The organism is Stutzerimonas stutzeri, assembly GCF_024448715.1.
GTDB lineage: Bacteria > Pseudomonadota > Gammaproteobacteria > Pseudomonadales > Pseudomonadaceae > Stutzerimonas > Stutzerimonas stutzeri_AR.
In genome coordinates this window covers 655,055-679,292 of the sequence record NZ_JAMOHZ010000001.1, presented here as the reverse complement: position 1 = coordinate 679,292, position 24,238 = coordinate 655,055, and the positions used below count along the sequence as shown (strand labels likewise).

General features: G+C 61.1%; 22 protein-coding genes and 2 riboswitches. Of the genes, 16 read left to right on the top strand and 6 right to left on the bottom strand.

Going from position 1 to position 24,238, the window contains the following annotated elements; all coding sequences use genetic code 11:
* The first annotated feature begins 18 nt into the window (after positions 1 to 18).
* From NAV33_RS02960 to NAV33_RS02945, 4 genes are all read left to right on the top strand, one after another.
* Positions 19 to 1,644, top strand: a complete 1,626-nt coding sequence (locus NAV33_RS02960) for a cytochrome c oxidase subunit I (RefSeq protein ID WP_255976753.1) — start codon at positions 19 to 21, stop codon at positions 1,642 to 1,644.
* Positions 1,631 to 2,278 carry a cytochrome c oxidase subunit 3 gene (locus NAV33_RS02955; RefSeq protein WP_255976751.1) on the top strand — a complete coding sequence of 216 codons (648 nt, stop codon included), beginning with the start codon at positions 1,631 to 1,633 and terminating at the stop codon, positions 2,276 to 2,278. Before NAV33_RS02960 ends, NAV33_RS02955 begins: the two co-directional genes overlap by 14 nt.
* Positions 2,275 to 2,538 carry a hypothetical protein gene (locus tag NAV33_RS02950; RefSeq protein ID WP_255976749.1) on the top strand — a complete coding sequence of 88 codons (264 nt, stop codon included), beginning with the start codon at positions 2,275 to 2,277 and terminating at the stop codon, positions 2,536 to 2,538. Before NAV33_RS02955 ends, NAV33_RS02950 begins: the two co-directional genes overlap by 4 nt.
* Before the next feature lie 99 nt (positions 2,539 to 2,637).
* Positions 2,638 to 3,240 carry an exopolysaccharide biosynthesis protein gene (locus NAV33_RS02945; protein WP_255976748.1) on the top strand — a complete coding sequence of 201 codons (603 nt, stop codon included), beginning with the start codon at positions 2,638 to 2,640 and terminating at the stop codon, positions 3,238 to 3,240.
* Positions 3,241 to 3,325: 85 nt separating this feature from the next.
* On the opposite strand, the gene NAV33_RS02940 is transcribed toward NAV33_RS02945, so the two are convergent.
* Entirely contained in the window at positions 3,326 to 4,471 is a 1,146-nt protein-coding gene (locus tag NAV33_RS02940; protein ID WP_255976746.1) for a DUF1615 domain-containing protein, read from the bottom strand.
* Between the two features lie 197 nt (positions 4,472 to 4,668).
* Here NAV33_RS02940 and NAV33_RS02935 point away from each other — a divergent pair, with 197 nt between their 5' ends.
* Positions 4,669 to 5,631: a hypothetical protein gene (locus tag NAV33_RS02935; RefSeq protein WP_255976744.1), complete on the top strand. Its 963-nt coding sequence runs from the start codon at positions 4,669 to 4,671 to the stop codon at positions 5,629 to 5,631.
* An 81-nt stretch (positions 5,632 to 5,712) separates the two neighbouring features.
* Here the strand turns inward: NAV33_RS02935 and NAV33_RS02930 are convergent, their stop codons facing one another.
* Both NAV33_RS02930 and fdhF read right to left on the bottom strand, forming a co-directional pair.
* Positions 5,713 to 6,195, bottom strand: coding sequence for a DUF1641 domain-containing protein (locus tag NAV33_RS02930; protein WP_255976742.1), 483 nt, complete (start codon positions 6,193 to 6,195; stop codon positions 5,713 to 5,715).
* On the bottom strand, positions 6,195 to 9,155 hold the full coding sequence (fdhF, locus tag NAV33_RS02925; protein WP_255976740.1) for a formate dehydrogenase subunit alpha: 2,961 nt from the start codon (positions 9,153 to 9,155) through the stop codon (positions 6,195 to 6,197). Before fdhF ends, NAV33_RS02930 begins: the two co-directional genes overlap by 1 nt.
* Positions 9,156 to 9,405: 250 nt before the next feature.
* Between fdhF and NAV33_RS02920 the strand changes: the two genes are divergently transcribed.
* Positions 9,406 to 10,272: a helix-turn-helix transcriptional regulator gene (locus NAV33_RS02920; protein WP_255976738.1), complete on the top strand. Its 867-nt coding sequence runs from the start codon at positions 9,406 to 9,408 to the stop codon at positions 10,270 to 10,272.
* Here NAV33_RS02920 and NAV33_RS02915 read toward each other — a convergent pair.
* The 3 genes from NAV33_RS02915 to NAV33_RS02905 all read right to left on the bottom strand — a co-directional run bounded on the left by NAV33_RS02915 (position 10,254) and on the right by NAV33_RS02905 (position 12,136).
* Positions 10,254 to 10,841, bottom strand: coding sequence for a LysE family translocator (locus tag NAV33_RS02915; protein WP_255976736.1), 588 nt, complete (start codon positions 10,839 to 10,841; stop codon positions 10,254 to 10,256). The two genes, NAV33_RS02920 and NAV33_RS02915, sit on opposite strands and share 19 nt — an antisense overlap.
* A 90-nt stretch (positions 10,842 to 10,931) precedes the next feature.
* Positions 10,932 to 11,573 (bottom strand): DUF1109 domain-containing protein, encoded by a 642-nt coding sequence (locus NAV33_RS02910; RefSeq protein ID WP_255976734.1) that lies wholly within the window; start codon positions 11,571 to 11,573, stop codon positions 10,932 to 10,934.
* A complete protein-coding gene (locus NAV33_RS02905; protein WP_255976732.1) occupies positions 11,570 to 12,136 on the bottom strand; it encodes a sigma-70 family RNA polymerase sigma factor in 567 nt (188 codons plus the stop codon). The genes NAV33_RS02910 and NAV33_RS02905 overlap by 4 nt, the downstream gene beginning before the upstream one ends.
* Before the next feature lie 214 nt (positions 12,137 to 12,350).
* Here NAV33_RS02905 and NAV33_RS02900 point away from each other — a divergent pair, with 214 nt between their 5' ends.
* The 10 genes from NAV33_RS02900 to NAV33_RS02855 all read left to right on the top strand — a co-directional run bounded on the left by NAV33_RS02900 (position 12,351) and on the right by NAV33_RS02855 (position 24,217).
* Positions 12,351 to 12,623 (top strand): DUF2282 domain-containing protein, encoded by a 273-nt coding sequence (locus NAV33_RS02900; RefSeq protein ID WP_255976730.1) that lies wholly within the window; start codon positions 12,351 to 12,353, stop codon positions 12,621 to 12,623.
* Positions 12,624 to 12,638: 15 nt separating this feature from the next.
* A complete protein-coding gene (locus NAV33_RS02895) occupies positions 12,639 to 13,481 on the top strand; it encodes a DUF692 domain-containing protein (RefSeq protein WP_255976728.1) in 843 nt (280 codons plus the stop codon).
* Complete coding sequence (locus NAV33_RS02890) at positions 13,478 to 14,272, top strand: DNA-binding domain-containing protein (RefSeq protein ID WP_255976725.1); 795 nt, start codon at positions 13,478 to 13,480, stop codon at positions 14,270 to 14,272. Before NAV33_RS02895 ends, NAV33_RS02890 begins: the two co-directional genes overlap by 4 nt.
* A 1-nt stretch (position 14,273) precedes the next feature.
* Positions 14,274 to 14,747 (top strand): DoxX family protein, encoded by a 474-nt coding sequence (locus NAV33_RS02885; protein WP_255976724.1) that lies wholly within the window; start codon positions 14,274 to 14,276, stop codon positions 14,745 to 14,747.
* 111 nt (positions 14,748 to 14,858) lie between these two features.
* On the top strand, positions 14,859 to 15,530 hold the full coding sequence (locus tag NAV33_RS02880) for an HAD family hydrolase (protein ID WP_255976723.1): 672 nt from the start codon (positions 14,859 to 14,861) through the stop codon (positions 15,528 to 15,530).
* Positions 15,531 to 15,627: 97 nt separating this feature from the next.
* Complete coding sequence (locus tag NAV33_RS02875) at positions 15,628 to 16,890, top strand: DUF2254 domain-containing protein (RefSeq protein ID WP_255976721.1); 1,263 nt, start codon at positions 15,628 to 15,630, stop codon at positions 16,888 to 16,890.
* Positions 16,891 to 17,293: 403 nt separating this feature from the next.
* On the top strand, positions 17,294 to 18,700 hold the full coding sequence (locus tag NAV33_RS02870) for a DegQ family serine endoprotease (RefSeq protein ID WP_255976719.1): 1,407 nt from the start codon (positions 17,294 to 17,296) through the stop codon (positions 18,698 to 18,700).
* Positions 18,701 to 18,859: 159 nt separating this feature from the next.
* Positions 18,860 to 19,210 carry a hypothetical protein gene (locus NAV33_RS02865; RefSeq protein WP_255976716.1) on the top strand — a complete coding sequence of 117 codons (351 nt, stop codon included), beginning with the start codon at positions 18,860 to 18,862 and terminating at the stop codon, positions 19,208 to 19,210.
* Between the two features lie 155 nt (positions 19,211 to 19,365).
* Complete coding sequence (locus tag NAV33_RS02860; protein WP_255976714.1) at positions 19,366 to 22,485, top strand: ATP-binding protein; 3,120 nt, start codon at positions 19,366 to 19,368, stop codon at positions 22,483 to 22,485.
* A 205-nt stretch (positions 22,486 to 22,690) separates the two neighbouring features.
* Positions 22,691 to 22,788: riboswitch (glycine riboswitch) on the top strand.
* Between the two features lie 4 nt (positions 22,789 to 22,792).
* Positions 22,793 to 22,890, top strand: a riboswitch (glycine riboswitch).
* A 61-nt stretch (positions 22,891 to 22,951) separates the two neighbouring features.
* Positions 22,952 to 24,217, top strand: a complete 1,266-nt coding sequence (locus tag NAV33_RS02855) for a D-amino acid dehydrogenase (protein ID WP_255976712.1) — start codon at positions 22,952 to 22,954, stop codon at positions 24,215 to 24,217.
* Positions 24,218 to 24,238 lie beyond the last annotated feature (21 nt).

The window sequence follows — 24,238 nt, the reverse complement described above, 5'->3', positions numbered from 1 at the left end:
ACAACAGGAGATGCGTCGTTGAGCGAAAAAAATCCCGCCGCCAATCAACGCCCGAGCTACCTCGCGGATGAGCACGGCTTGCGCACCTGGCTGATGACCACCGATCACAAGCGCATCGGCATTTTGTTCATGATCGCGGTGACTGCGTTTTTCTTTCTCGGCGGGCTGGCGGCCAGTGCGATCCGCATCGAACTGGTCACGCCGGAGGGCGACCTGCTGACCGCTGACGGCTACAACCGTGCCTTCACGTTGCACGGTGTGATCATGGTGTGGTTCTTTCTAATTCCCTCGATCCCCTCGGTATTCGGCAATTTCCTCATTCCGATCATGATCGGCGCTAAGGACATGGCGTTTCCCAAGCTCAATCTGTTCAGTTGGTATTTGCTGGTCGGCGGTGGATTGTTCACGATTTTCTCGCTGCTGGCCGGCGGGGTGGACACTGGATGGACCTTCTACACGCCTCTGTCGACCATGTTCAGCAATGGCCATGTGGTTGCGGTCATTCTTGGTGTCTTCATCACTGGCTTTTCATCAATCATTACCGGGCTCAACATCATCGTCACCGTGCACACCCTGCGCGCGCCGGGGATGACCTGGTTTCGCCTGCCGCTGTTCGTCTGGTCGCTCTACGCGACCTCGGTGATCCTTGTGCTTGCGACGCCGGTGCTGGCAATCACGCTGTTTCTGGTGGCAGCCGAACATCTGTTCCACATCGGTGTGTTCGACCCGGCGCTGGGCGGCGATCCCTTGCTGTTCCAGCATCTGTTCTGGTTCTACAGCCATCCGGCGGTCTACATCATGATCCTGCCGGCCATGGGGGTGATGAGCGAGCTGGTCACCGCCGCCGCGCACAAGCGCATCTTCGGATACAAATTCGTTGCGTACTCCAGCCTCGCCATTGCAGTCATCGGCTTCATGGTCTGGGGGCATCACATGTTCGTCGCTGGCCAGTCGATGTACGCCAGCATGGTTTTCTCGCTGCTCAGCTTTCTCGTGGCGATTCCGTCGGCAATTAAGGTCTACAACTGGACCGCGACGCTTTACAAAAGCAACCTCACCATCAACGCACCCTTTCTCTACGCGCTGACCTTCATCGGGCTGTTCGTGGTTGGCGGGGTGACCGGGCTGTTCCTCGCGCTGCTCGCCGCCGACGTGCATGTGCACGACACTTACTTCGTGGTCGCGCATTTCCACTACATCATGGTCGGCGCGGCAGTGGCCGGGTTCTTCGGTGCGCTGCACTTCTGGTGGCCAAAGATGACTGGGCGGATGTACTCGCAGCTCTGGGGCAAGATCGCCGCGGTGATGATTTTTTTCGGCTTCAACCTGACCTTCTTTCCCCAGTTCCTGCTTGGCTACCTCGGCATGCCGCGGCGCTATCACAGCTATGGCGAGGACTTTCAATTCCTGCATGTGCTGTCCTCGGCCGGCGCCGGGATACTCGCGGTGGCCTATATCCTGCCGTTCTTCTACCTGCTCTGGTCGCTGCGCTACGGGCCGATCGCCGATGACGACCCCTGGGAGGCGGCTGGCCTGGAGTGGCGCACCTCGTCGCCACCACCCACACACAATTTCACCGAGATACCGATAGTCGACTTCGAAGCCTACGACTATCCGCCAGAGGCCACGCATGGACGTTCGTGAGGGCTATCTCGCCGAACATTTCCAGACCGCCGCGCAGCAGCGTGAGGCCACCTATCTGGGCATGTGGCTGTTCCTCGCGACCGAATTGATGATGTTCGGCGTACTGCTCCTGGTGATCTGCTATTACCGGTTCGCGCACCCCGAGGCGGTGGCGGAGGCGGTAGGACATATGCATTTTCTGCTGGCCGGCTTCAATAGCGCGCTACTGCTGACCGGCAGCCTGTGCATGAGCCTCGTGGTGCGTGCTTCACGCTTGCAGGACTACCGCCAGATGCAGCTATGGCTGCTGCTCGCGGCATTGCTGGGGTTGGGCTTTCTTGGCCTCAAAGGCTTCGAATACGCCTGGGAATACCGTGAAGGTCTGCTACCGAACATGGGCGACGAATCGCCACTGACGCAACCGGCGGCGCGGCTGTATATGAACATCTATCTGCTCTCGACCGGGCTGCATGGCCTGCACGTTCTGATCGCCGTGGTGCTGGCGCTGGGCATGGCGGCGCGCATCCACTTCGGCCATATGAAACTGCCGGAACGTGCCATCACGCTGGAAATGGTCGGCCTTTACTGGCACCTCGTAGACGTCATCTGGATCTTTCTCTATCCCGCCCTCTATCTGCTCGGGAGACCGGCATGAGTCTGCGCGGATTGCTGCTGACCTACGCTGGCCTCTTGCTTCTGCTGGGCGCCAATGTGCTGCTCGCTCTGCTGTTGCCGGCCTGGTCCCGCTGGGTATTGCTCGGCGCGGCGGGGCAGGTGGCGTTGGTCATCATCGGCTTCATGCAGCTCGGCACCCATTCGGCGCTGGTGCGTTTCTTCGCGCTGGGCGCTGGCTTCTGGTTGTTGCTGATATTCAGCCTGACGCTTGCGGACCTTCTGACGCGTGGTGTCGGCTGACGCAAGGGAACGCGAGCGAGCGTCAGGGGTTCAACTGATTGCATGGGCTGGAGCTACAACCGGTCCGTTTCGCATTCAATCCGCAATCGGGAGGACCCCATGGCCGAGGCCCAGCAGCACGAGCACGAACGTTTGGAGCAGGTGATCGATGGCGTCGTCGAGCTGGGCGATGGTCAGGGCAAGGTTTCGATCAGCGATATCCAAGACAAGATCGGGCAGCGCAGCTTCGGTCCCTTTTTGTTCGTTCCGGCGCTCATAGAGATCAGTCCGGTTGGCGGTATTCCGGGTATTCCCACACTGTTGGCGTTGATCATCGCGCTATTTGCCATCCAGATGCTGTTCGGGCGGGATCACTTCTGGATTCCGGCGTTTCTCGGCAATCGCTCGGTCAGTGGCGAGAAACTGGAGAAAGGCCTGACCAAGATCCGACCGCTGGTGCGCTGGCTGGACAAAATCAGCAGGGCACGCTTGACCTGGGCGACCAGCAAGGGCGCCTTGCGGTTGATCGCCGTGTTATGCGTGCTGCTGGCAACTTCGGTTCCGCCGTTGGAGCTGTTGCCCTTCGCCAGTACCGCGCCATTCTCGGCGATCTGCCTGTTCGGCTTGGGTATTACCACCAGGGATGGCCTGGTGGTAATGCTGGGTCTGATCGTGTCAGTCGGTGCTTTTGTACTGGCGGGGATGGGGCTGCTAGGTGGTTGAAGCCGCAATCTTGCAGGTGCGCTTATCCACGCTGGCGTCCACTCTTTGAGCATCGCGACGAGTCCTGCGATTTGGCTTCTCCGGCTCAGCTGCCGGCGCGCTTCATGCATGCCAGGTGACGGTCGTTGACGCGGTTGGCGAACCAGGCGGTGGTGAGGTTGCGGGTGATTTTCGGGCTCTCCAGGCGAATACCCGGCAGCACGGCACGAGGCAAGGGTTTGCCCGCGCGCTTTTCGGCCAAGGCGAAGACGCGTTCGTATAGCCGGGTTTTCTCGAAGCCGTGGGTATCGCCGCGTTCCAGCGCGTTGCGGATGGCGGTGTCGCTCATATCCAGCTTGCTGGCCAGCGAGCGCACGGCCATTTCGGTCTGACCGGCCTTGCTGCTGCCGTGAATGATCAGATCGCCATCGAGCGCCAGCTTGGTGCCGCTGGCGCGGCTGACCGCGGCCTGAAAGGCAGCGTTACGGCTGGCATACCAGCCAGCATTGAAGTCGGCGAAGCGGTAAAGCGGCTGGCTGTAGCTGGCGGGGTAGTCGAGCAGGTGCGCGATGCCGAAATACATGCCGCCGCGGCGGGTAAAGACCTCGTCCCGAATCGAGCCTTCGCGGCGGTAGGGGTAGTCGCGTGCGCGATCTTCGGCAAAAGCGATGCTGACCTGCATCGGGCCACCAGTCTTGACCGGGTTGAGCGTGCCGAACAGCTGCTTGCCGAGTGGCATGATGCCGAGAAAGTCGTCGAAGATCGCGCTCAGCTGTTCCTCGGTACGCACCGCGGCGAGGCGTTGGCTGTAGCTCTTGCCGTTGGGCGATTGGACGTCCAGCGCCGCGTCTACGATGAAGCGCGGAATATGCAGCCGGGACGCACGCCGGTAGATCTCTTCGCGAGCGATCTTCGCCAGGCCAGGAACCGGTGGTGTCGCCTGGAAGGTGGATTCCTGCACGGTCACGGCCAGGACCGAGCAGATATTTTCGCTGTTCGGTGGGATATCCAATGAATCGAACGCGGCATAGATATCTGTCGCCCAACCCTGGCGGTTTGGTATATCGCTCGGGATCAGCCGAACGATCTTGGCGCGGACCTCATCGGGGCGTGGCGCGGGCGTTTCCGGTTGCTGGCTGCCGCATCCGGCCAGGCTCAGCAGCAGGGCGCCGCCGATACTGGCGGCGGCGCGGCGAGTAAGCGACGAGGCGTCGCCGGTCTGTGAGTGTCGCTGAAAAAGATGAAAAATCATGCCGTCCCGATCGTCGTGTACTGTGGGGCTTCGACAATGAAACAGACGAAGCTGCTGCGCAGTCTGCGTGAAAGCCTGGTGGCAATCAAAGCACGTCGGACGCGCCACCGGAACTTGCAGTGCGCGCGTTGTCCGAACCCAGACGAGCCCACCATGCGCTGTGCTATTGGCGCCGCGTCTCAATCGAGTACCCATCCATGAGTGAACAGCATTTCGACATTCGGCGACTCGAGCGCTACGACAGCACCACATCCGAGTATCTGCTCGCGATCATTACCGATGAGGACCACGCCTCGCAGGTGGAGCAGGAAGACGGCCGGATCGCCTGGCAGTCGACCTTGCGTCATGACCGCCTGCATCGGCAGGCGGACCCGCAAACCGGCCGGCCTCGATACCGGTTCGAGGACATACCGAAGAGCGAAGGCGGCGAATTCCAACTGATCAGCTTGATAGCCGAAGGCGGGCGGGGCGCCGAATTTTCCGAACTGGTGATGTTCGGCAAACGCCTGGTCACCTTCGACGATCGCACCGGGCTGGTCTGCGAAGTTCGCGGTCAGAATCAGTTGGTGCCGCGCAACATTCTCATGACCGGCAGCGGTGATGAGGAATTCAAAGGCTTCAAGAGCGAGTGGGCGACGCTTTGGAACGATCAACTCGTCATCGGAAGTCACGGCAAGAAGCCGGCCGAGGAATGGGTGAAGCTGCTCGATCGCAACTATGGCGTGCGCAGCGTCAACTGGGCCGATCGCTACCAGCGCATCCGTGACGCGCTCGGCGTCGGCCCCGACGGCTACGTCATCCATGAAGCGGCGGAATGGCATCCGTACCGCCGTGAGTGGCTGTTCTTCCCGCGCAAGATTTCGAACGAACCCTTCGACGAAGCGGTAGACGCGCGCGAGCGTGGCGCCAACATGCTGATCATTGCCAACGAAGACTTCAGCGAGATACGCACGCTGGAAGTGGGCGAGCGGATTCCCGAGCGCGGTATTTCTTCGTTCAAGATCCTGCCGGGACACCCCAACGAGTGCGTCGGGCTCAAAAGCGTGGAGATCGGCGATCGCACCGAGAGCTACCTGTTCTGCTTCAACCTCGACGGTGACGTGCTGCAGGACGATATCTTTATCGGCGACTACAAGTGCGAAGGGCTGGAGATACTCTGACTCGGCCCGTAGGGCAGGGCGCTCCGCGTCCCTACGACGCGGAGCGTTGTGCATCTGCATAGCTATAGCGCTGTCAGCGCCTCATTGTTCGGTCCGCTTGCCGCTGAACGCGGTGATCGGCTTCTCCGCCTCCTTGTCCAGTTCGCCGGCGAACGTCTTGAGCCCCTCGATGATCGGCATCAGCGCGGCCCACAGGTCGTCGTCGTGCAGCATCTTGTAGGCGCCAGTCACGCCCGGCGCTTCGTCGTGCTTGCCGTCGGGCTTGTAACCGCTAACGGCACCGAACGCGGACCGGAAGGCGAACACCACCTTGTAGAACTGCGCCGGTTCGATGCGCGACAGCGCCATGCCGAGGATCGACAGGTTCTGGATCGCATTGAGCGAGCCGTCCTTGCTGAGCCCGTCCACCAGCACCTTGAGGATGCGATCGTTGGCGCCGACCATGTCGTTGGCCAGGCGCAGCACGCCGCGCTGGTGCAGGGTTTCGAGAAGGGTGTCCAGCTCTTCCCGAGCGGTGGGGCCGATGGGGGTCGGCTTGACGTCATAGTCGATACGTTCAGCCATTAGAATCTCTCCGGGTGCGGGGCTCTGCCGGGTGGCGCGACATAGTCATCCTGGTACCATTTGACCTCGACCGGCACGCCATCGTTGGGGGTGCGATCGCCGTAGCGGAAGCTGTTGCGTGGCAACGGGTTCTCGCCTTTGCGAAGCACTTCGATCTTGACGGCGGTTTCCTTGTAAGCGGGCGTATTCACGTCGGGGTCGTGGTGCTCGCCGGTGAGCAGATTGACGCCCGGCTTGCCCTGGTGGATCGGCAGGAACAGCGTCTTGCCAGCGACCCGATCGGTCACCAGCGCGCGTACCTCGATCGAACCGCGACGCGAGCTGATTTTCAGCCAGGTGCCGTCCTCGATGCCACGCTCGCTCGCCAGCTCCGGGCTGACCTCGACGAACCAGTTGGGCGCCTGCGACCAGATGCGCGGGCCACGGCCGGTCTGGTTGGTGCCCTGGAACTGTTCCAGCATCCGTCCGTTGTCCAGCATGATGTCGAATTCGCTGTCTGCCGATTCGGCCGGGGCCTTCCATTCCAACGGGAAGAGCACGGCCTTGCCATCGTCGGTGTGAAAACGGTCCGTATAAAGCAGCGGCGTAGTGCTGCCATCGCTTTGCATCGGCCAGAACAGCGATTGCCAGCCTTCCAGTCGTTCGTAACTCACGCCCTGGAACATCGTGGCGATACCGGCCGCCTCGTCCATGATCTGGCTCGGATGGGTGTAACCCCAGTCGTGGCCCATGCGCTTGGCCAGGTCGGTGAGGATCTGCCAATCCGGGCGGCTGTTTCCCAGCGGTGGCAGCACCTGATAGAAACGCTGGATGCGTCGTTCGGTATTGGTGAAGGTGCCGTCCTTCTCGACGCTCGGGCAGGCAGGTAACACCACGTCGGCAAACTCGGCGGTGCGGCTGAGGAAAATATCCTGCACCACCATGAAATCCAGGCTCTCGAAGCCGCTGTGCACATTCTTGGTGTCCGCGTCGGAGAAGGCCGTTTCCTCGCCGATGATGTACATCGCCTTGACCTTACCTTCGTCCGCACCTTGGACCATAGTGAAGTTGTCGTTGCCTTTTTCCAGCGATAGCCGCTCGGGTGGAATACCCCAGGCCTTGGCCCACTTGTCGCGATTCTTCTCTTCGGTGACTTTTTCGTAGCCCGGATACATGTTCTTCAGGCAACCAAAGTCGCTGGCACCCTGCACGTTGTTGTGGCCGCGCATGGGATAGCCGCCGGTACCGGGGCGTCCGTAGTTGCCGGTAACCAGCAGCAGGTTCGACAGCGCCGTACTGGTATCCGAGCCGTGGCTGTGCTGGGTGATGCCCATGGCCCAGAGCAGGCAGACGCTCTCCGCCTGGCCGATCAGCTCGGCGGCTGCGATCAGCTGGTCCTTGGCGATCCCGGTGACCTCGGCGGCGAAGTCCATGGTGAAGGGTTCGAGGGATTTCTTGTATTCCTCGACCTGGTTGACCTTGCCGGTGAGGAAATCGAGGTCGGCGTAGCCATGCTCGAACATGTAGCGCGACAGCGCCGAGGCCCAGACCATGTCAGTGCTCGAATTGGGCCGCAGGTGCAGGTCGGCGCGTTCGGCCATCTCATGCTTGCGCGGGTCGAATACCACCCACTTTTGCCCGCGGTGCTTCTTTTGCGCCTTGAGCTTCGAGGCGATCACGGGGTGGTTCTCGGACAGGTTGCTACCGACGATCACGATCAGCTCGGCTTTTTCCATATCTTCGATGGTGCCCGAATCGCCGCCGTAGCCGACGGTGCGGAACAGGCCCTTGGTAGCCGGGTTCTGGCAGTAGCGCGAGGAGTTATCCACGCTATTGGTGCCGATGATTGCGCGGGCGATTTTCTGCGTCAGGTAAGCCTCTTCGTTACTCGCCTTGCTCGAACCGATGAAGCCGATGGCGTCCGGCCCATGGGTGTCGCGTATCTGCAACAGCCGGTGCGCGACAAGGTCGAGCGCCTCGTCCCAACTGGCTTCGCGGAATTTGCCGTTCTCGCGAATCAGTGGCGTAGTCAGGCGTTTGGGATCGTTGACGAAGTCCCAGGCGAACTTGCCCTTGATACAGGTGGAGATGCCGTTGGCCGGCGCATCGACCACCGGCTGCACCTTGAGAATGTGCCGGTCGCGGGTCCACATCTCGAAGGAGCAACCGACCCCGCAGTAGGTGCACACGGTTTTGGTGCGCTTGATTTCCGGCTGGCGCCAGTGCATGTCCATTTTGGAGATGGCGGTGATCGGCGGTGCGCCGATGGTTCGCTCCAGCTTCTTGATCATGTCGATCATTGGCCGTTTGATGTCTTGCGGCAGTGCAGTGAATGGCCCGGCGTCGGGCTGCATGGTCTTTTCCAGCAGCGCGTTGCAAGGGCAGACGGTGACGCAGTGGCCGCAACTCACACAGCTCGAATCGTCGATGGGCTTGCCACCATCCCAAAGCACGCGCGGATGATCCATGGTGAAGTCGATCGAGAGCGTCTCGTTGACTTCGACGTTCTGGCAGGCCTCGACGCAGCGGCCGCAGAGGATGCATTGGTCCGGGTCGTAGGTATAGAAGGGGTTGGAGTGGTCTTTCTCGTAGGGTTTGCGCTGGAACTGGTAGCGCTGGATGGGCATGTGCATGTCGGCAAAGGTGTTGTGCAGCGTGCAATCACCGGTGTTGTGCTCGCAAACCGTGCAGTACAGCTCGTGCTTGGCTAGCAGGCGATCCATGCCTTCCTCGCGCGCATCGCGTGCCAGCTCGACCTGGCTGGTGACGGTCAGCCCGTCCTGAGCCGTGAGCGTGCAGCCGCGCACCAGTTCGCCATCGACTTGTACCCAGCAGACATCACACGTCTGCGGCGAGCCCAAGGCGCGGTGGTAACAGACGTGAGGCAGATTGATGTCGTGCTTGGCCAGGAAATCGATTAGCGGGGTATCGGCGTCACCTGAAAGGGGTTCGCCGTCGAAGTGGATCGTGCAGTCGGTCATCAGGCCTCCGTGGATTGTTATGGTTAGGCGTCGGCAGCGGATACAGCACCGTGTCTAGTCCTAGCGTGGATGGCTATAAAAGGTGACTGACTGTCGATGTGATCGTTCAGGGTTGCGTCCAATCCGCGACGAGAGGAGCCAGGCGGAATCTGATGCCGGCGCTTGTCATCAATGCCGCGTTGCGCAGCGATCCCAGGTGCACTTTTCGGCTAATCTGAACCTTCTCTTGACAGCTCGCGAAAGGCCCGTAATGCATCAGCCAAACCTCACTGACCGGCACGCCCTTGCAGGCTCCAGCTTTTGGCGTGATGCCTCGCTGCCCTTTATCGAGGCGCGTACGGTGACGGATGGGCGCCGCGTCTGTTATGCCCGGCACAGCCATGAAACCTTCTCGGTGGGGTTGATCGACAGCGGCTCCAGTACCTACATCAACGGCCGTCATCATTGCCGTATCGACACCGGAACGCTGGTGCTGATGAATCCGGGCGATGTCCATGCCTGTAACCCGATCGAGGACCAGCCCTGGGCGTATCGCATGCTTTACGTTGACGCTGACTGGCTGAGCGAACTGCAGGATGACCTGGGCATGGAGGGTGCCGGTTTTCGCTGCTTCGCCCCGATTCTGACGCGCGATTCGCAGCTGCAGGCTGGTTTCCGCCGTTTTCATGCGGTGCTCACCGGTAACGAAGCCGAACCGCTGCAAAAGGAGGCGGCTGCCGTATCCTTTTTCACCGCGCTGCACGAGCGGTTGGGTGTAGAAGTAGCCGCCCCTGTGAGCGATGTGAAACTGCAACGAGCGGCCGAGTTCATCGCTGATAACTACCAGCGCTCGCTCAAGCTGGACGAGATCAGCCACACGGCAGGTGTTACGCCGTCGAGCCTGATCCGCGCATTCAAGAAGCACTTTGGAATGACGCCGCATGCATACCTGATCAATCGGCGTGTGCAATTCGCTCGCGCCGAGCTGCGTCGCGGCCAGCCCATCGCGGACGTCGCCCTGGCCGCCGGTTTCGCCGATCAGGCGCACCTGCAACGTGCATTCAAGCAGCTGCTGGCCGCCACGCCGGGGCATTACCGGGACGTGCGCCGTAGCGAGTGTCAGGTCAGCAGTAGGTAAACCGAGCAGCCGACCAGCAGCGCGGCCATCAACCTATTGAACAGTCGCATCCGTGCCGCTTCGCTCAGGTAGTGATGCAGAAACGTGCCAGCATAGGCCCAGCAGGCAAGCGAGGCATAGCAGATCACGAAGTAGATCGCCGCGAAGCGCCATACCGAAGGCGCATCACCGGCGGCGGCGAACAGCCCCATGCCGGCCACCGAGGCCAACCAGGCTTTCGGATTCAGCCACTGCATCATCGCGCCATAGAGCATCGTCGGTTCCAGGGTCGGTTTGTTCGTATTCAACCGACCGTCGTCGCTTGCCAGCCGGTAGGCCATGTACAGCAAAAATGCGACGCCGGCGAGGCGGATCGAGTCGGTCAGCCAGGGCCATCGCCCCAACAGCTCGCTGAGTCCGAGGCCGATCAGCAACAGCAGCACGGTGAAGCCGATGGTGGCCCCGCTGACATGGCGCATGGCGGCACGCAGGCCGAACTGGGCACCGGCACTCAGCGCGACGATATTGACCGGACCGGGTGAGATCGAAGAGGCCAGCGCAAAGGCGGCCATAGAGAGGAACAGACTCATGAAAAACTCCTAGTTTTCGCGCAGGGATGACCGCGCGAAGATAGGAGAAGGCGTTGTGCCGGTATTGAATGAAATGCGCGTCTTAACGGTTTACCAGCGCAACAGTCGCGGCCCCAACAGGGCACCGATGACGGTGGGTAGCAGCATGCCCAGCACGTACCAGACCGCCCAGAAGGCCACGCTCATCTCCGGGCAATGCAGGCTGTAGGCCAGCGTCGCCATCGAGCCGGCCAACAGGCCGCTCGCCGCCCCGGCCAGGCGCAGCCGAGTCGGCGCCAGGCCTCGCATGGCCCAAAACACCGTGACGAACGCCGGTATGGAAAGCACGGCGATATTGATCGGACAGGTTCGCCAGGTATTGCCGAGCACCAGCGTCCAGCGACTGTCGGCCGATACGCTGAGCAGCAAACCCGCTGCCGCCAGCCACACGGCAGCCACCGGCAGGCCGATCGCTGCCCAGCTGCCGCCGGCGCGCACGCCGGGCCGAGCCAGGCGGCTGCTCATCATCGAGGCGCCGCCAAGCAGCGAAGCGGGCAGCGCCAATTTGCCCCAGAACAGTGGCGTTGCTGCTACTTCGGCGAGGTCCGGACGCACGCCAAAGAACATCAGCAATACCAGCAGTGCGAGAAACAGGCCGATCACCACGGCGAGGCTGAAGCGCTTGGCGACGATCCGACGTTCGATGGGCGGCACGTTGCTGGCAAGCATTGAAATCAGGTCATCGGTTTTCATCGGGAACCTCTAATCAGGGCGGCGAGTGCGTTCAAACCGCGGTGCACGCCGACCTTGACGGCCGATACGGATAGACCCGTAAGTGTGGCGGTTTCGCCCACCGAGAGCCCCTGCAGCTTCACGTAAAGAATCGGCAACCGCTGCTTATCGGGCAACTGTTCGAGCAGCCGGGTCAAATCGCGCTGTGCCTGATCGGCCTGATGATCCTCACCTGCGAGCAGCATTACCTCGTCGTCCAGTGGGTCATTGAGTGCGTCGCGTCGTGCATGGGCGCGAAAATAGTCCATCAGCTTGTAGCGCGCGATGGCCTGTACCCAGGCGGTCAGCGGCTGGTCTGCGCGATAAGTGTGACGCGCGTTATGCACCGCCAACAAGGTTTCCTGCAGCAGATCTTCAACGTCTGCCGAGTGCAGCCGGCGCCTGAGAAAGCTGCGCAGATGCGCACCGAGCAACGTCAGGAATTGCCGGTAGGCCGCCTCGTCACCCTCCAGGCCTCGCAACAGCAGCGCTTGCAGGCGGATCTCGCGCGCCTTCAATGCCTCATGGTGGGTAGTTCGTTCCATTCGGTGCTCTGGTTACAAGAGAAGAATTTTTCGCTGCTGCAATTTCTGGGTTTAGTGAGCCATCAAGTTGAGGGCGTCGCTACGGTAGGGCGGGTTGAAAGAAATCTCAAAAATATTTTCCTCGGCCTGTAACCGTCGACCCGCTCCTTACGAACTATCGATTGAGTGGCCAGCAAACCCGCTGGTCGCATCTGAGAACCGTATGGAGAACCACATGAATACTCTCGCTCTTACCGCTGCTGCCGTTGCCCTCGCGTCCCTTGCTGCCGGTGCCACGGCTGCCGAAAAAACCGAAGGCGCCATGGAAAAATGCTATGGCGTCTCGCTCGCGGGTCAGAACGATTGCAAAGCGGGCGCCGGAACCAGTTGCGCTGGTACGTCGAAAATGGACTACCAGGGCAACGCGTGGAAGAACGTCCCGGCCGGCACCTGCACCTCGATCGAGACACCCAAGGGCATGGGCTCGCTGACGCCGATCGAATCCTGATCGACTAGGCTGCCGATGATCATGTCAGCTCAGCTGGGTGCCGGCCTCAGTCTCAAACCGGAGTACTACGAGGCGGCGCATGCATGTACCGCCTCCGGGCTCTGGTTCGAGGTACATCCGGAGAACTACATGCTCAACGGCGGCCCTCGTCTGGCCTGGCTGGAGGCGGTCGGGCAGCGGCATCCGCTGTCGCTGCACGGCGTGTCGCTGTCGCTGGCAGCCGATTGCCCGCCGGACGAGCTGCATCTGCAACGCCTCAAAACCTTGGCCGAACGGGTTCGGCCAGCCCTTGTTTCGGAGCATCTTGCCTGGTCCGCCTGGCGAGGTCAGTACCATCCCGATCTGTTGCCGTTTCCCCGCACGGACGCTTCGCTTGCGCGGATCGTCGATAACGTCCAGCACACCCAGGATTTTCTCGACCGCCAGATCGCCGTTGAAAACCCCAGCCATTACCTGCGCATCGAGGGGCACGAGTGGGACGAGATCGACTTTCTCGCCGAGCTGGCCAGGCGCAGTGGCTGCGGCCTGCTGCTGGACATCAACAACGTCTATGTCAGCGCGCATAACCTCGACTTCGATGCCTTTGCCTATGTCGATCGATTCCCCGCTCAGGCGGTGCTCGAGGTGCATCTGGCCGGCCATAGCCAAGATCCGCAAGGCGATTCCGGTTTACTGATCGATTCCCACGATGCGCCGATCACCGCGGCGGTCTGGGCCTTGTATCAGCGACTGATCGAACGAATCGGCGCGCGGCCCACGCTGATCGAGCGTGATGATCAGTTGCCGGTTTTCGCAGACTTGCTGGACGAGCGCGATTGCGCACAGCGCTTGCTCGATCGCCAGGGGAGGGTGGGATGAGTATGTCGCTGGGGCGGTTTCAGGACGCGTTCGTCGACGCTCTGCAGGGCGTCGAGCCGGCAGCTTTCGACGAAGCGGATGGCTTGATCGCGACGCTCACCGCTCAGCCAGGCTTCGCGGTGTATCGCAATACGGTGACGAAAGGCTGCGTAGATGCGCTACGGGCCAACTTCCCGACAGTCGAGCGGCTGGTCGGCGCCGAATGGTTTACCGCCGCGGTGGCCCACTATGTGCGGAGTTCGCCTCCGATACGGGCGCAGCTGATCGAATATGGCGCCGACTTCGCGGACTTTCTGCAGGCCTTCGAGCCAGCACGCGAGCTGCCTTATCTAGCGGGGGTGGCACGCCTGGATCGGCTTTGGATCGAAGCGTTCAGCGCCGCGGAACAAGCACCGCTGACACTGGATGCATTCGCCGCGCAGGCGCCTGAGACGCTTGCCGAGCTGCACCTCAGACCATGCGCTGCGACACGCTGGCAATGGTTCGCATTGCCCGTATTCACCATCTGGCGCTGCAACCGCGAAGAGTTGGACGTGCCGCAACCCCTAATCTGGCAAGGCGAAGGTGGGTTGATGTGCCGCCTGGCTGGACGCGTTGTCTGGCAGCCGTTGGGGGCCGGCGGTTGCGCGTTTCTCGATGCGTGCGCGGCGCGATGCAGGCTGGACGAAGCGTCGACACTGGCGCTGCAAGCCCAACCCGATCTGGACTTCAACGACCTGCTGGCTCGCCTGTTCGAGGCCGGCGTATTTGCCGCTGAGCCCAGCGACCTGACGAGTAATGGAGGCGATTGATATGGACGCGACACGCAGAACCTCATCCACCGCTCACCTGCGGTTGCTTCAATGCTGGAATCGGATCGCCGGCTGGCTGCAGGCCGTTATCAGCGATTCCGTATTGTCGCTGGTCGCTCGCCTGGCGATTGCCGCCGTGTTCTTCTATTCCGGTCGGACCAAGGTCAGCGGCTTTCTGACGATCAAGCCGGGCACGTACGACCTGTTCGAGACCGAATACGCACTGCCGCTGCTTTCGCCCCAGCTGGCGGCGCATCTAGCGACCTACGCCGAGCATCTGTTTCCCCTGCTGCTGGTGCTGGGCCTGCTGGCGCGGCTATCGGCGCTAGCGCTGTTGGGGATGACGCTGGTGATTCAGATGTTCGTGTATCCCGACGCCTGGCCCACCCATCTGACCTGGATGGGCCTGCTGCTGATAATCGTCGGCCGCGGTGCAGGCTGGTGGTCGCTGGACCGACTACTGGGAATTCGCTGAGCGATCCGCGTGGTGGCCTGGATAAAACTCGACGGGCTGGTCGCAGTCTAAGGCCTGTCCGCGCATTGGAGGCGTCGCGCCGTTGCCGCGCATCCACCACCAGGAGACCCGATGGCCACTATCGACCTGCTGATCAGCGATTGCGATGGCGTGATCGTCGACAGCGAAATCATCAGCCACCGTGTGTTGTTCGAGGCGCTGAGCCTCCACGTCCCGGCCGAGCGACTGGGTGAAGCCTTGGAAGGCACCTTCGGCCTCACGGTGCCGAGCATCATCGACTTGATCGAAAAGCGCTTCGACCTGAAGATGCCATCGACCTTCGATGACGATCTGCGGCGCCAAAGCGAGAAAACGGTGGCAGAAGAAGTCCAGGCAATTCCGGGCGTGCGTGACGCGCTGCATGCCATTGATCTACCACTGGCCGTGGCGTCCAACAGCCGCCTGCACAACGTTGAATCATCACTGCGTCGCGCCGGGCTGAGCGAGCGGGTCGCGGGCAACATCTTCTGTGCTGAAATGGTGGCTTCGCCCAAGCCCGCCCCCGATGTTTATCTGCTGGCCGCCGAACGCATGGGCGTTGCGCCCGGGCATTGCCTGGTGGTCGAAGACAGCCCGACCGGCGTGCTGGCCGCGCGCACCGCCGGCATGCAGGTGATCGGCTTTACCGGTGCCAGCCATATTCCGGCCGGCCACGACCAGGCGCTGCGTGAGCTGGGAGTGTCGGCGGTGATCAGCGATATGCGTGACCTGCCGGCAACGGTTACCCGGTTCTTGGAGAACTGATCTGCGACCGCGGCGGCTGATTAACAAACTGCTCACCTTGCGCAACGGTCATTGTCCGGTCTTGTCTGTACTGAAACGGACGAATGGCGAGTAGCAGATGGTCGAGCGTTGGAAGTGGTTTCTCATCCGTATCAGCAAGCGGCCCTGGTTCAGAGCCAGCCTGTTTTCCGTCCTGGGTGTCGCGACTGCGCTGCTCGCTCTGGCTGTGGCGCCCTATATCCCTGACGACATCCCCACCAAGATCGGTTCGGATGCGGTCGATAACATCCTCGGGGTGCTCGCTTCGAGCATGCTTGCGGTCACCACCTTTTCATTGAGCATCATGGTGGCGGCCTATGGTTCAGCGACCAGCAATGTCACCCCGCGGGCGATCTCGTTGTTGGTGGAAGACCCCACCACACAAAACACCCTATCCACCTTCATCGGTTCGTTCATCTTCAGCCTGGTCGGCATCATCGCGCTGAGCACAGGCCTTTATGGTGATAAGGGCAGGGTGGTGCTGTTCGCGGTGACCATCGGTGTGGTCGTTTTGATCGTTTATGCGCTGTTACGCTGGATCGATCAGCTCTCAGGACTTGGCCGGGTCGCAGAGACGACCGCACGGGTGGAGGATGCTGCCACCAAAGCCTTGTGTCAGCGAATAGAGCAGCCATTTTTAGGCGGTTGCCCGTTGGCCGTCGATCCGCGGGCGTTGCCCGGTGCCCGTCCCTTGTATCCCACAAAGGTAGGCTTCGTGCAGCACATCGATATGCCTGCGCTAGGCCTGCTGACGAAGGAGGAGAGCAGCTCGGTCTATATTTGTGTTCTGCCCGGAACCTTCGTCGAACCGACTCAGCCAATCGCCTGGACGATTGGCATCGAGGACGAATGCGAGGGCCAGCTGCGTGATGCATTCATCATCGGCGCGCAACGGACCTTCGAGCGCGACCCGCGTTTCGGAATCACTGTGCTTGCCGAGATTGCCTCGCGAGCCTTGTCGCCGGCCATGAACGATCAGGGAACGGCCATCGACGTCATTGGTCGGGGTGTTCGGGTGCTCTCCCACCTCTCCAGACCAGTCGCTCCCGAGGAACCGCTATTTCGCCGTGTATTCGCGCCGGGGCTGAGCGTGGCTGACATGCTCGATGATTTCTTCACCCCAATCGCCCGGGATGGCGCGGCGCTGATCGAAGTCGGAATCCGCTTGCAGCAAGGACTGGCATCGTTGGGGCGCCTTGGCGATGCGGCGGTTACGGTCGCTGCGAACCGACATGTCGAACTGGCGCTGAAACGTGCTGAAGCTGCACTCGTTCTGCCCGAAGACACGCAACGCTTGCGGCAACTGGCGGGAGAATCCGGGCTGTTGGAGCACGCAAACTAGCGAAGGACAACCGGTCGCAGTTCTGCTGTTGGGAAACCTTACTTTTCCTTTACGTCCGCTTCACACGAATCTGACTGTCCTAGGCGTAGAGTTCTGTTCAGGCTGATGGAACAGTCTGCTCCCTTGGGTGGGTTGGCCGCGACCTGGTTGTTGATACAGCTATCGAGACGCGGCGGCCCGCTGCTTTTTGCCTGGGTCGCTTGGGCAGGATTGCCGCATTGTGCCAGCACGACGTTGGCGATTATCTGGATTGCCAATACTGCGTTAGAAATCGCTTAAAAAGGCTCATATACGGCTCTTCAGCGATTCCCGTCTTGTCTTGGCCGGCTTGCCAACGTTTTCGCCGACCCGCTAGAAGCGGGGCGTTTAATCATCTTTTTCCATCGTGGAGAGACCAGTCACCATGATTCTTCGTAAAAACTTCATGGCTGTCGTGGCAGGCGTGGCGCTGTTTGGCCAGACGCTCGTTGCTCACGCCGAGCTGCCGGATTTCACGCCGCTGGTCGAGAGTGCCTCGCCGGCAGTAGTCAACATCAGTACCAAACAGAACAAGCCGATGCGTGGTGCACAGGCGCAAATGCCTGACCTCGAAGACATTCCGCCAATGTTCCGCGAGTTTTTCGAGCGCGGCATGCCACAGCAGCCGGATCGCCGTCGTGAGGCGCAGTCGTTGGGTTCGGGCTTCATCATTTCCGAAGACGGCTACGTACTGACCAACAATCACGTGGTGGCTGACGCCGATGAAATCATGGTCCGCCTGCCTGACCGTAGTGAGCTGCAAGCCAAGCTGGTCGGGGCCGACCCGCGAAGCGATGTCGCCTTGCTGAAAATCGAAGGAGATGGTCTGCCGACGGTAAAGCTAGGCAACTCCGAGGAGTTGAAGGTGGGCGAGTGGGTCGTCGCCATCGGCTCGCCGTTTGGGTTCGATCACACCGTAACCGCTGGTGTGGTCAGCGCCACCGGCCGCAGCCTGCCGAATGAGAGCTATGTGCCTTTCATTCAGACGGATGTGGCAATCAATCCGGGTAACTCCGGTGGGCCGCTGTTCAATCTGGAAGGCGAGGTCGTTGGCATAAACTCACAAATCTTCACCCGCTCCGGTGGCTTCATGGGCTTGTCGTTCGCGATCCCTATCGACGTTGCCATGGACGTCGCCAATCAATTGCGTGAAGACGGGAAAGTCAGCCGCGGCTGGCTCGGCGTGGTAATTCAGGAAGTAAACAAGGACTTGGCCGAGTCCTTCGGTCTCGAACGTCCGGCCGGTGCGCTCGTTGCACAGGTCATGGATGGCGGCCCGGCGGCCAAGGGTGGATTGCGAGTGGGCGATGTAATCCTGAGCCTGAATGGCAAATCCATCGATATGTCCGGCGATTTGCCGCACTTGGTCGGCGCGATGAAGCCGGGTACCGAAGCCAAGCTCGAGGTGGTGCGCGATGGCGACCGCGAAACCCTGATTATCGATATTGGCGCCTTGCCGGAAGATGGCGATCTCCTTGCGTCCGCTGGCGGCTCGGGTGGGGCCACGCACAGCTACAACCGCTTGGGCGTTTCCGTGACAGAACTGACGGACGCGCAACGTCAGGCGCTTGAAATCTCGGGTGGCGTGGTAATCAGCGATATCAGCCAGGGCCCTGCTGCGATGATCGGTCTGCGTCCGGGTGATGTGATTACCCACCTCAACAATGAAGCCATCGATTCGGTCGACACGTTCAGCCAGGTCGTCAAGGATTTGCCGAACAATCGGTCCGTGTCGATGCGTGTACTACGTGAAGGGCGGGCCAGCTTCATTACCTTCAAGCTGCCGAAGTAACGGCCCAGTCTTCCGATCCTCTGCCCAGGCCCGCTTGATGCGGGCCTTTTTTTCGCGTGTGTAAGGCAGCTCGATTGGATAAAGACTACGAAGGTGCGGATCGAACTCACGCAGGTTCTGACGGCTCATATGGTATGAGTCGACTTTCACGGGGCTTCGATGAAAACGATTTTGATGCTGGGCTTGTTCCTGCTGCCACCGATGGCTCTGGCCGATCCGCTCGAGCTGGAACGTGAACTGAACGGCTTGAATCTCGACGTGCAGATAAGCGAGTTGGACACCGATACCCAGGCTGGCATCGAGTCAGGGTTGGTGCAGGTCCTTATCACCAATCACGAGCGCTTCAAGGTAGCCTGCCAGCTGCATCCTGGCGATACCGAGGCCTCGCCAGGGCTGGACGAATCTCCTGTCTCAATCATCGCTCCGGGTGGCCGCGGCGCGCTTACCATGAGCGGTGAATACGGGGATTCAACCCTCAACGCGCTGCTGACCTGCATACGCGATGAATGACGGGAGCCGTTTCCGGCAAGCAGGGCGTTAAAACTACCTGCGGCAAACGCTATCCAACGAATACGCGACCCGCGCGGATCGCTTAAGCTAAACCGTTTCGCCAAAGATCTATATCAATGCCCTGAGTCAGCCAGGGCGCGAGGGGTGGAGCTATTTTGAACCAGGCAAGTGGAACGAAACCGGCCCGTTCGGTACCGTTGCGCAGCCGTCTGCTGGCTATCGCGCTTGCCGGGATTATGCCTTTGGCGCTAGTAGCCGGGCTGGGCCTGGTATCGATCGTCAACGACCAGAAGCAATTGGCGAAACAGCGCAGCCTCGAAGCCACACGCCTGGCCGCCACAGCCGTCGAAGTCGAGCTCAAGCGCTCCTTGGACGTGCTACAGGCGTTGTCGCAGTCATCGTTGCTCGAAGAAGGCGATATCGATGGCTTCTCCGGTATGGTCCGGCGCGTGTTGCCTTCGGTGCCCAGCTGGTATGCGCTACTCATCATCACTCCCGACGGCGAGGTTATTCGGCGCGTTTCGCAGCACGATCCGCCTGCATCCAAGGCGATTGCCGAGCCGCGCAGCTTCGCTGAACTGATGCGCACAGGTGAGCCGCAGATCGGAAACATGGGGCTGGGTCCCGGTGGGGTGTGGGGGATTCCCATACGCGTGCCGGTCGAAATCGACGCGGGCACCCGCTATGTCCTGACGGCGGTGCTCAAGCCTGAATCCATCGTTGAAGTTATCAGCAACCGCCGGTTGCCTCAGGGCTGGGTTACTACCGTGCTGGACGCTTCGGGTAAACGCATCGCTCGCTCTCAACGACACTTGGAAACAGTGGGCCAGTCGGCCTCGCCGACGCTTGCGCAGATGCTCCTAGACAATCCCGCCGACGAGGGCATCGGATTGTCGATGACGATGGAAGGCTCTTCGGTCTATACCGCGTTTGTCCGCCTGTATCCGTCCAAGTGGGTAGTCGCGACAGGTGCGCCCACCGAGGCGGTAGAAGCCGGTGCTGCTCGAGCGTACACCTTGTACGGCGGTGGGCTGCTGCTGTCGCTGATGTTCGCGGTTGCCGCGGCGTTGTTCGCGACACGGCGAATCAACGTGCCGATGCGTCAGTTGCGGCGTGCAGCCCAAGCCATCGGTCGTGGCCAATTGGTCCAGGCAGCGGATAGCGAAATCGACGAGGTGCGTGAGGTCGGTCGTGCCCTGGCTTCTGCTGCCCAGGCGCGCCAAGCGAGCGAAGCCGAGCGCGACAGCATGCTGTCACGGCTGGAGCTGGCGCAGCGGGATCTTACCCAGCAAGTAAGCGATCTCGAACTGCTGCAGGCGTTAGGTAACCGCCTGCTGCAATTGCCGACGCTGGCTGCTCAGCTCGACGCAATTGTCGATGCGTTGTGCGAGCTGCACGGCGCAACCCATGGATTGCTGGCGCTCAGCGATGGCGCGTCACCCTTGCGCATTCACGCATCGAAGGGGTTTTCAGCCGCTTCACTGGAACTCATGGACAATGTAGCGCCCGGACTCGGCGCTTGCGGTGCGGCGATACAGAATGGCTGTCGGGTAGTGGTGACAGACACCGAAACCGATTCGCGTTTTACTGAGTTTCTTGCGGTATCCCGTACCGAAGGGTTTCGCTCTGCTCACAGCACGCCGATTCGGCATAGCGATGGCAGTGTTCTGGGCACGCTGACCGTACAGCTCAAAGAGCCGCGACCACCGACCGAGCGGGAGATCCGCCTGGCCGACCTCTCGGCCGGTCTTGCCGCGGTATTCATCGATCGGTCGCGGGTACAGACCAAGGCGGGCATGCTTGAAAGAAGGCTGCAGGTGGCGCTGGACTCGTCTACCGTCCCGTTCGCCATCCTCTCGCCACACCTTGATGTTGCAGGTGAGTTGCATGACTTTCGGCTGGACTTCATCAATCCAACCGGTGCCACGAGCTTGCACGGAATGGTCGTGGAGCTGACGGGACGTCGCCTCAGCGAAGTACTCGGGCCTAATGCCAATCCGCAAGCCATGGGCACGCTGGTGGCGGTGGCGACGCAGCAGCAGCCGCGTGATGTGGAGATGCGTAGCACGGCCTTTGACAGCGAACGTTGGGTGCGCCTGATCGCCACACCCTTCGAGCACAGGCTCGCCGTCTGGTTTGCCGACGTCACCGAGTCCAAACGCCAGGAACAGGCGATCCTGGAGTCTGATCGACGCAAGGATGAATTCCTCGCGACCTTGGCCCATGAGCTTCGCAATCCGCTGGCACCGATACGCCTGGCAGCCGGCATCTTCGGCTCGCCCGCTGCGTCCGAGGCGCAGAAGCTGCGCAGCCAGCAGATCATTGAGCGGCAGGTCCGTCACATGGCGTTGCTGTTGGACGACCTGCTCGATATATCCCGCATCACCCTGGGCAAGCTGATACTCCGCAAGGAGTCGCTGGACCTGAGCGCAGTGGTCGATGGTGCCGTCGAGACGGTTCGCGCCAAGATCGAAGCGAAACAGCATGAGCTTATCGTGAAGCTGCCCACTGAGCCGATCCTGGTGGACGCCGACCCGCTCCGGCTCGAACAGATCCTCACCAATCTGCTGAACAACGCTGCCAAATTCACCGCCAATGGTGGGCGGATCAGCATCAGTGCCGCTCTGAACGGCGAGATGGCGACCATTTCGGTGGCAGACAACGGCCTGGGTATCGCTCGTGAAAACCTCAAGCTGATTTTCGAGCGATTCGCACAGATACCCACAGCCGGGATGCAGGTCAACAGTGGCCTGGGTATCGGTCTGGCGTTGGCCAGAGGGTTGGCGAATCTGCACGGCGGGGATATTCGCGTCAGCAGCGCGGGGCTGGGTCTGGGTGCTGAATTCATTCTGAGTCTGCCGGCAATGGCGGTAGCACAATCCGGCCGGCAACCCAGCGAGCGTGGCGGAGTTACGGTCCGCACGCGGCGGATTCTGGTTGCCGATGACAACCGCGACATCGGCGAAACCATGGCCGAAATCCTCCGGCTGGAAGGCCACGAGGTTCATTTGGCTTTCGACGGTATCGAGGCGTTCAAGCGCTACCAGGAGCTCGAACCGGAAGTGGTGTTGTTGGACATCGGCATGCCTGGCCTGCGCGGCGATGAAGTAGCGCGGTTGATTCGAGCGCACCCTGTTAATGCGGACGTCCTGCTGGTGGCCATTACTGGCTGGGGGCAGCCGAGCGACAAGGAGAACGCGCTGGCGGCGGGTTTCGACATCCATATGACCAAGCCAGTCGACATTGCCCGGTTGATCTCGGTGGTGGGCGGCTGACGTTGCGTCTGTGCCGGGCCGCTCGGCGGGGGTATCTTCTATTTGGTTTGTGTTGTAGAAATGCTGGACGCCAATCGCTTTCTTGCATCCGAATGCACTGGCCAGTCGGCCGGATGGTAAAGCCGATGTAGCGATGAATTTTCTGGCACGCAGCGTGCCTAGCTTTGTCTATCGGGAGATCGCCGTTGATCGCCTGATAAAGGATGGTGTGGTATCGGGAGAGACTGCAACGGCATCGCCGTGTGCAGCGCCGAAGGAGCAACCGCCCCGGAAACTCTCAGGCAAAAGGACCGATATCGCGGGTGAACTCTGAAGAGCCGCCAGGCTTCGTCGCTTGGCGCACCGAAGGAGCAAACGAGGACCGGCTACGCCAGCTCTCGTGAAACTCTCAGGTCCAGAACAGAGGGGGCGCCTGATCCGCATGTGCGGGCGGGCTCTAACCTGTTGACGTTCTGGAGCTGCAAAAATGAAGACGATCGCTGTCGTTGGTGGTGGTATTACCGGCATCACCACTGCCTATGCGCTGGCCAAGCGCGGTTTCACCGTGACCCTTTTCGAAAAGCACCGCTACGCCGCGATGGAAACTTCCTTCGCTAATGGTGGCCAGCTTTCTGCCTCCAACGCGGAGGTGTGGACCCATTGGTCGACCATCCTCAAGGGCCTCAAGTGGATGCTTAAGAGCGATGCGCCGTTGCTGGTCAATCCCAAGCCCAGCTGGCACAAGCTCTCCTGGTTCGCCGAGTTCATCGGCTCCATCCCGCAATACCGCAACAACACCATCGAGACCGCACGCCTGGCCATCGCTGCCCGTGAACACCTGTTCGCCTGGGCAGAGGACGAGGGCATCGATTTCGATCTGAAAAAGGCCGGCATCCTGCACATCTACCGCGACAAGGCCGGCTTCGATCATGCCGGAAAGGTGTCCACGCTATTGGCTCAGGGCGGCTTGCCGCGCCGTAGCGTGACGCCGGACGAGATGCGGGCCATCGAGCCGACCTTGGCAGGACAGTATTACGGCGGCTACTACACCGAATGCGACTCCACTGGCGACATCCACAAATTTACCAATGGCCTTGCAGCGGCGGCCATTCGCCTGGGCGTAAATTGCCGTTACGGCGAGGACGTCAAACATGTCGCGGCCGACGGCAACGGTGCCAGCGTGACCATTGCCACGCCAGGCGGCGAAGAGCGCCTGGATTTCGATGCCATGGTCGTCTGCGCCGGCACCTCCAGTCGAGCACTGGCTGCGCAACTGGGCGATCGGGTGAACATCTATCCGGTTAAGGGTTACTCGATAACGGTCAACCTCAACGACGAGGCCAGCCGTGCGGCTGCACCGACCGTCAGCCTGCTGGACGACGAAACCAAACTGGTAACCAGCCGCCTCGGCGACCGCCGTCTGAGAGTGGCTGGCACCGCCGAGTTCAACGGCTACAACCGCGACATCCGCGCCGACCGTATTCGTCCGCTGGTGGATTGGGTCGCCGAATGTTTCCCCGGCATTAGCACTCAAAGCGTCATCCCCTGGGCCGGGCTGCGCCCGATGATGCCGAACATGATGCCCAAGGTCGGCCGCGGTAAGTCGCCCTGCGTGTTCTACAACACCGGCCACGGGCACCTCGGCTGGACCCTGTGTGCCATCACTGCGGACATGATCGGCGACGTGGTCGTCCAGTCGCTGGGCTCAGCGAACCCGACTCTCAATACGACCCGGCAGGCCGCGTTGGTTTGATCTGGTTGTGGCTGCGGCGTT

What these genes read in the sequence shown, in the direction of transcription:
- NAV33_RS02855 (WP_255976712.1), top strand. Translation starts at nt 22,952, where the DNA reads ATGAAGACGATCGCTGTCGTTGGTGGTGGTATTACCGGCATCACCACT.
- NAV33_RS02940 (WP_255976746.1), bottom strand. Translation starts at nt 4,471, where the DNA reads ATGATTTTTCATCTTTTTCAGCGACACTCACAGACCGGCGACGCCTCG.
- NAV33_RS02900 (WP_255976730.1), top strand. Translation starts at nt 12,351, where the DNA reads ATGAATACTCTCGCTCTTACCGCTGCTGCCGTTGCCCTCGCGTCCCTT.
- NAV33_RS02920 (WP_255976738.1), top strand. Translation starts at nt 9,406, where the DNA reads ATGCATCAGCCAAACCTCACTGACCGGCACGCCCTTGCAGGCTCCAGC.
- NAV33_RS02950 (WP_255976749.1), top strand. Translation starts at nt 2,275, where the DNA reads ATGAGTCTGCGCGGATTGCTGCTGACCTACGCTGGCCTCTTGCTTCTG.
- NAV33_RS02930 (WP_255976742.1), bottom strand. Translation starts at nt 6,195, where the DNA reads ATGGCTGAACGTATCGACTATGACGTCAAGCCGACCCCCATCGGCCCC.
- NAV33_RS02890 (WP_255976725.1), top strand. Translation starts at nt 13,478, where the DNA reads ATGAGTATGTCGCTGGGGCGGTTTCAGGACGCGTTCGTCGACGCTCTG.
- NAV33_RS02915 (WP_255976736.1), bottom strand. Translation starts at nt 10,841, where the DNA reads ATGAGTCTGTTCCTCTCTATGGCCGCCTTTGCGCTGGCCTCTTCGATC.
- NAV33_RS02895 (WP_255976728.1), top strand. Translation starts at nt 12,639, where the DNA reads ATGATCATGTCAGCTCAGCTGGGTGCCGGCCTCAGTCTCAAACCGGAG.
- NAV33_RS02935 (WP_255976744.1), top strand. Translation starts at nt 4,669, where the DNA reads ATGAGTGAACAGCATTTCGACATTCGGCGACTCGAGCGCTACGACAGC.
- fdhF (WP_255976740.1), bottom strand. Translation starts at nt 9,155, where the DNA reads ATGACCGACTGCACGATCCACTTCGACGGCGAACCCCTTTCAGGTGAC.
- NAV33_RS02880 (WP_255976723.1), top strand. Translation starts at nt 14,859, where the DNA reads ATGGCCACTATCGACCTGCTGATCAGCGATTGCGATGGCGTGATCGTC.
- NAV33_RS02875 (WP_255976721.1), top strand. Translation starts at nt 15,628, where the DNA reads ATGGTCGAGCGTTGGAAGTGGTTTCTCATCCGTATCAGCAAGCGGCCC.
- NAV33_RS02955 (WP_255976751.1), top strand. Translation starts at nt 1,631, where the DNA reads ATGGACGTTCGTGAGGGCTATCTCGCCGAACATTTCCAGACCGCCGCG.
- NAV33_RS02945 (WP_255976748.1), top strand. Translation starts at nt 2,638, where the DNA reads ATGGCCGAGGCCCAGCAGCACGAGCACGAACGTTTGGAGCAGGTGATC.
- NAV33_RS02885 (WP_255976724.1), top strand. Translation starts at nt 14,274, where the DNA reads ATGGACGCGACACGCAGAACCTCATCCACCGCTCACCTGCGGTTGCTT.
- NAV33_RS02910 (WP_255976734.1), bottom strand. Translation starts at nt 11,573, where the DNA reads ATGAAAACCGATGACCTGATTTCAATGCTTGCCAGCAACGTGCCGCCC.
- NAV33_RS02905 (WP_255976732.1), bottom strand. Translation starts at nt 12,136, where the DNA reads ATGGAACGAACTACCCACCATGAGGCATTGAAGGCGCGCGAGATCCGC.
- NAV33_RS02870 (WP_255976719.1), top strand. Translation starts at nt 17,294, where the DNA reads ATGATTCTTCGTAAAAACTTCATGGCTGTCGTGGCAGGCGTGGCGCTG.
- NAV33_RS02865 (WP_255976716.1), top strand. Translation starts at nt 18,860, where the DNA reads ATGAAAACGATTTTGATGCTGGGCTTGTTCCTGCTGCCACCGATGGCT.